Annotated in this window: 5 protein-coding genes; all 5 read right to left on the bottom strand. The window is 33.2% G+C overall.

Features of this window, described 5'->3' with window-relative positions; genetic code table 11:
* Positions 1-148: 148 nt before the first annotated feature.
* Positions 149-1915 (bottom strand): arginine--tRNA ligase, encoded by a 1767-nt coding sequence (gene argS / locus CKF59_RS04200; RefSeq protein ID WP_119534724.1) that lies wholly within the window; start codon positions 1913-1915, stop codon positions 149-151.
* 95 nt (positions 1916-2010) lie between these two features.
* A complete protein-coding gene (gene xthA, locus CKF59_RS04195; protein ID WP_119534723.1) occupies positions 2011-2811 on the bottom strand; it encodes an exodeoxyribonuclease III in 801 nt (266 codons plus the stop codon).
* 53 nt (positions 2812-2864) lie between these two features.
* Entirely contained in the window at positions 2865-3434 is a 570-nt protein-coding gene (locus CKF59_RS04190) for a BON domain-containing protein (protein WP_119534722.1), read from the bottom strand.
* Positions 3435-3454: 20 nt separating this feature from the next.
* Complete coding sequence (locus CKF59_RS04185; protein ID WP_119534721.1) at positions 3455-5254, bottom strand: penicillin-binding protein activator; 1800 nt, start codon at positions 5252-5254, stop codon at positions 3455-3457.
* 436 nt (positions 5255-5690) lie between these two features.
* Entirely contained in the window at positions 5691-6155 is a 465-nt protein-coding gene (locus CKF59_RS04180) for a hypothetical protein (RefSeq protein ID WP_119534720.1), read from the bottom strand.
* Between the last annotated feature and the right edge of the window lie 662 nt (positions 6156-6817).

Below are 6817 nucleotides of genomic sequence, written 5' to 3'. Positions count from 1 at the left end.
AGATGATATAGATCATGCTTTTTCTTGTAATGAGGGAGTGAAATGGTTAAGAGTAAAGAAAAAAGACAAGGAGGAGTTAACCACCTTGTCTTGAGTAAAAAAATAAAGTTTAAAATTGTAAGAAATTAAATCTACTTTTATTTTAAGATTACATGCGATCTACAACTTTTATGCCTAATAAATCTAAACCTACACGTAAGATGTTTGCCGTATAGTTAATTAGGTTAATACGTGAAGCTTGTAAATCTTGCTCTTCGGTCTTTTGGATATTAACATTTTCATAGAAACTATTAAAGATTCCTGATAGTTCAAAGAGGTAAGTACAAATTAAATGAGGAGTTAATTGGACACTAACTTTATCAAGCACATCTGCAAATTCTTGAAGTTTTAATACTAGATTACGTTCATATTCATTGGTAATCATTACCGCATTAGTTTCAGGTAAAGAGAAGCGACGTAAAATAGATTGAATACGAGCATATGAATATTGCATATAAGGTGCCGTATTCCCCTCAAAAGAGATCATACGATCCCAATCAAATACATAATCTGTAGCACGGTTTTTACTGAGATCTGAGTACTTAATTGAACCATAAGCGAGAGCTTCTACAAGTTTGGTTTTTTCTTCGCCGACAATTTCACTATTGCGTTCTGCTAAAAGCTTCTCAGTACGCTCTACCGCCTCATCAAGAAGATCATTTAAGCGTACTACATCACCAGAACGAGATTTAAATGGCTTACCATCATTACCTAACATCATCCCAAAACCAGCATGGGTTACCTTAGTAGTGTCAGGTAAATATCCCATCTTACGTGCAATAATTTCAATTTGAGCAAAGTGATTAGCCTGACGCATATCAGTACAATAGATAATTTGGTCAGCTTTTAGTTCTTGCACTCGATATTTCATCGCTGCTAAATCAGTAGTAGCGTAGAGGTAACCTCCATCAGATTTACGTAAAATTACACCTAGATCTTCACCGTCTTTATTTTTAAATTCACTTAAATGTGCAACTACAGCCCCTTGATCTAAAGTTGCTACGCCTTTTTCTAAAGTTTCTTTTACTACCTGAGGTAACATAGGGTTATACATAGATTCACCCATAATATCATCATCGGTAAGGAGAACATCAAGGCGACGATAAGTACGATTATTTTGCGTCATCGTAATATCTACTAGTTGTTTCCACTTAGCTAAATAATGAGGATCTCCACCTTGGAGTTTTACCACTAGACTACGAGCATAGGTTTGGAATTGTTCATCAGCATCAAAGCGAGCTTTAGCTGCACGGTAGAAACCGTCAAGATCTTCAATGCTTACTTGATGAGCTTCAGGATCTTTTTCTACCTCTTCCATATAAGCCATGAGCATTCCAAACTGGGTTCCCCAGTCTCCAATGTGATTTACTTTTGTTACCTTATGACCAAAGAACTCAAGAACTCTTACTAAAGAATCTCCAATAATAGTAGTACGTAGGTGTCCTACGTGCATTTCTTTTGCAATATTTGGTGCTGAATAATCTACAATAATATTTTGAGCTTTATCTGTTTGCAGATTCTTTTGTAATTGAGCTAAATTTGGCGTTAACTCAGCTAACCAAAGATCATTTAAGAATAAATTCACAAAGCCTGGACCAGCTACTTCAACTTTAGCAAATTCTTTGCTATGTTCTTTGGCAAAGTAATCAGCAAAAGTTTGAGCAAGCTCACGTGGATTAGTGCCTAAAGTTTTTGCTAAAGGAAGAATGCCATTTACTTGATAGTCACCAAATTGTGCAGATTTGGTTGGTTTAATAATTGCTGGATAAACAGTATCTGGAGTTAATTTACCTTGAGGATCTTGGGTACGAATAAAAACATTTAAACTATCTGTAATAATGTTTTCAAGGTATTCACGAAGAATAAATTTTGCCATATTTAGTATAAAAAATGATTAAGAAATAATTAAAGTATTGTTGACCTAGTAATGACTAAAGATAAAACTTTAGTCATAGCTAGGGCTGCAAAAAACTATTTAAAAACAGTATAAACCGGAGCGTGATCTGATGGTTTTTCCATACGACGGATATTTAAATCTATATCCGAACTTGCGACATGAGCTGATAGATCTTGTGAACACATAATAAGGTCTATACGTAAGCCACGGTTTTCTTCAATCCCTTTAGAACGATAATCAAACCATGAAAACTTATCATCAAGATCAGGATTTACGATTCTAAAAGTATCAACTAAACCTAAAGAGTAGAGTTGATCCATCCATTCTCTTTCTTCAGGTTGGAAAGAACATTTTCCAGTTCTGAGCCAACGTCGAGCATTTACAGCACCAATACCAATATCTATATCCTGAGGACTAATATTATAGTCTCCCATAATAATTAGTTTATATCCTGTTGGTGTTTGTTTTATATACTCCATTAAATCTGCATAGAACTTGCGTTTTGCTGGAAATTTAATTTCATTGCCAATATTATCGCCTTGTGGGAAATAACCATTAATTACTCTAACTTTACCAAATTGTGGATGATTAATATCGATGGTAATGAGGCGACGTTGTGCTTGTTCATCATCATGAGGAAAGCCATAGTAAACATTTTCAGGTTCATATTTACTATAGATGGCAACGCCATAATGGGTTTTTTGTCCAAAATGGAAAATGTGATAGTCTTGAGCTAACACTTCTTCAGGATAATCATTGGAGTGAACTTTAATTTCTTGTAATCCAATAATATCTGGTTGCAATTGGCTATGAACTGCCAAAAGTTGTTCCATGTGAGCTCTTACACTATTTATATTAAAACTTACAATTTTCATATTTAAAAATTAGAAAATTAGCTAAGTTTGCACTTAGCTAATTTTTGTCGAAATTAGTTTAAAGTTACGATTCGTACTGATTTTACGCCACTTTCAGCAGCTGCGACACGAGCTGCGGTTTCGGTTTGTTCTAAAGTAGCTTTAGATAAAAGATACACGATACTATTTTGAGTAATTACTTTAATACGGGTTGAAGGAACACCACGAGTTAAAGCTAAACGAGATTTGACAATCGCTGTAATCGTGCTATCAGAAACATTGCCACTTACGGTAGGGTTGAACTGACTGTTCACTTCGATTTGGTTCATAATTTTACCTACCCCATAAACTTGCGTTGCGATGCGATAGATATTATCAGCTAATTCTTGATTTTGAGCTTGTCCAATTAACAAAGTAATCCCTTCCCAAACTACCGCAGTTACACGATGCGGAAAACGGGTACTTGGATAAGTATTTTCAATATTTTGATTAATGTTCTGTTCAAGAGCATAATCAGAGATATTCGCAGTATTTTGGTTGGTTGTCACTTGACTTGTAGAGGTATTAGTTGAGTTAGTACTCGAAGAGCTACAAGCCGTAAGAGTTACCGCAACTAAAGAAATTAAAGCTAGTTTTTTTAACATCTTTACGTCCTCAAGAGTAATTAGTTGATTTTAATAAAAGCACCATCAACAACGTTATAAACATTGTAGTAACTTGAAACTATACAATTACGACCCGGTTGAATAATAATTTTTCCGGTTGCTCCAGAAACTGTGTAATTGTTTACCGTACGGAGAGCTGTATAATTTTGAGCTAATTTAAAGGCATCATAACCAAAAGCAAATAAGCGTTTTGCATTATAGTTATTAATTTTTAATGAAGAGTTTGCTTTATTTGCAAGCGTACTTTTTGGTTCTGCAATTACCGCTGATTCGGTGAAATAAACATTACGTAAATCAGCAAGTTTAGCAGGAGTTAAAGTTTCGTCATTTGAACGATAAGTAGCAAAAGTTTTAACTTTATTCTCAGGATTATTAAAGTTTAATGAAGAGTTAAAGGTTACCAGTTGCTCTGCATTGCCTAAGAAGAGAACTGCATCAGGAGCAGGAGTTCTTCCAAGAAGGTTTTTAACATTAGCATCTAGATTGTCATCACTAAAATTAATTACATTAACATTTTGTTGACTAATCTCTAACCATACACGACTAAACTCACTAATTGCTCTTAAAGAAGATGAAGAACCATCTGAAAAGATTACTGGATTGTTTAAGTTCATTTGTTTCATCACATTAGCAATGGTTCTTACTTGATCTTCAATTCCCATGCTGTAGTAGCAAGCTCCGACATTATATGAACCTATAGAGGTGAGCATAATTTCAGGAGTAGTTAAAGTTAACTGGTTTACCGCAACTACATTATCACGTAATAAAGGACCAATAATAATATCAGCTTTACCATCGGCATCTCGTACAGCTTGTACTGCTGAAGTTGTATTAGTATCTACGTAAGAAATTCTTACTGGAGATTTATTTTCTTGGTTTGCGGTATTAATCCCTTGTTGAATCGCACTTGCAAGTTCACCTACAGTGTTTGAAGTCAGAGGTAAAAGTACGGTCACATTTTTATAGTTACTTGAAGCTGCTGATTGGCTTTGCTTAAATAATGATGGAGTTAAGCTCACAGCAGGATTTTGTGATTGAGCATAGGTGCTACTCCAAGTGTCAAAGCCTTGAGCTAAAGCTCGAGCATCATTTTCGTTCTCTACTGCAAGAGAAGCAAGAGTATACCAAGCTGAGTTAATAGTTGAAGCTCCATTTGCTAAATTGCTTAATGAAACTACAGAAAGATTAGTTAATTGACTTAAAGTAAAGTCAACTAAAGCTTGTTTATCTGCATCAGATAAACTTGGAAAAACTTCGTTAACTATATCTAGACCTTGGTTATATTGACTATTTGCAAATTGTTTTACTACTTCTACTTTAGCTGCCGAAAGTTTTTGATTCAAACTGATTTGACTAAAGTCTACATTCGTGGTGTTGTTAATTAGATCTTGATCATTAGTTAATTGTCCTAATCTTGTAGCGACAATATTATAGGTTGAGTTTTGACGAGTATCACTTGAAGTAGTAAAGTTTTGCAGGTAATATTTAGCTGCATCAAGTTTATTCTCATTAATTAAATTATTTACTAATTTAAGAATAATTTCATTACGAACGTAGGGATTACTATTTGTATTATAGTAATTAATTAGGGTTTGAGTAGAAATAGATTGAGTTTTTAGGAGTTGAGCTACAAACTCTTTTTCACTCTCGCTCAGTGAGCTATAGTTAGCAATAGTTTGGCTAGCAGACGTTGAAGAACCACCGCCAATATTTACTTGAGGAAGCATACAAGAGGCTAGAGCCATACTTAAAGTAGCAATTACGCCAAGCTTCGAAGCAATCTTTATTGTTTGATTCATAGGAGTAAAAATACAACTTAGATAATTAATTTATTCTGAAATTAGTACTTGATCTTGTTAAAAAGAGTAAAGATACAATCTCCTACATTATAGCAAATTTTACTTCCCTACAAGGTAAAAAAAATCCTTGTTTTTTGTTTAGATTAGCGATAAAAATTAGCAACTTTAAAGAAAAATTTGAGATTAATTTTTTAATTCTATCAAGGTTAGGAAGCTCTAAGTCATAAAACATAGGAAAAATGAAGAACAAGTTTAAGAAGTTTGAAAATTGAAAGGGAAGAATGGAGATTGCAAGGATAGGGGGAAAGAGATAGCAGAAAGTTTATTTAGGATTGGGGATTTAATGATAAGACTTGCTTGTTTAGGTTAATTATAGAGAGTAGGTTTTATAGAACGAGCTAGAGAGGTGTCTCCACCTCTCTATGCTAAGTAAATTTTATTTAAAAATAGGTAACGGATTGTTTAATGAAGCAAAGAAACCTTTTTGCGAACGAATCAAGATCGCATAATTAAAATATCCTAATGTTTCTTTTGCTTTATCCGCTTCACCTGCATTGTAGTAGTTTGCTGCTAATTGTAAAACAGCTGCATTACGAATTAAGTAGAAGTCATCGCCTAGAATGATATCTTCTAGTTCTTTGTTAGTGTATTTGCCGGCAGCGATATTTTGCATTTTTACTTGTTCTTCTTCGCTAACACGCATTTCCACATAACTGTATAAATCTGGAGAGCTAACAGCATAATAGCTGTCACTTGAGTAATCATGGATTACTGCATAATTTTGTTCGGATAATAAATTATTAGCAGTAAGTTTTGCTGTGCCACTGGTACAGCTTGCTAATAAAATGCCAATAACGCCAACTACAAACACTTGCCAAAATTTAAGAGTATAATTTCTCATAATATAAATATCAAATTCAATATAAATCTTAGTTTGCCAAACTTTTATTTTTATTGAAAATCTTTGGAATTTTCTATGATGAAATTAAGTTTTGTACATCCGAGGGGAAATTACTTTATGCTTACTTTAATTTTTATACTTAAGCGTTAATGTTTAATCTAACTCTGCTTAATCTAACTCTTACTATGTATCTAGAATTTTTGAGCAAGCCAAAAGAAGTTCGTACAAGAACCTAAAAAAATACAAGAAAATACAAAAATTGAATTATTTAATAAAAAATAAGTAGGAATACTAGGATTTAAAAACGCCATTAAATTTCAAAAGACCTTGCGCCAACAAGAACTTATGAAACAGATTTGTCTCAAAAAATTATTAATACCTCTTGCCTCTGGGAATTAATAACTGTAAAGTACTCTCGCGCCAACGAGAGCCATTTTTTCTCGCCAAAGAAAAAATGGAATATTCTGATCTCCACTCGAGATTAGAAATATAGTTGTATTATACCTGAATACAAAGAAAAAATAAAAATAAATTAATAAGAATCACAGAAGTTAAAATTATAGATTTATTAAAAAACAATAACTTATCAAAAATATATCCATTTATAAAATGCGTATATAGGTTAATTAATGAAGATTTTATTATTCTTTTTGAAAGTGTGA

Source organism: Psittacicella gerlachiana (assembly GCF_003585965.1).
GTDB classification, from domain to species: Bacteria; Pseudomonadota; Gammaproteobacteria; order Enterobacterales; family Psittacicellaceae; genus Psittacicella; species Psittacicella gerlachiana.
This window is presented reverse-complemented; position numbering and strand designations above follow the sequence as displayed.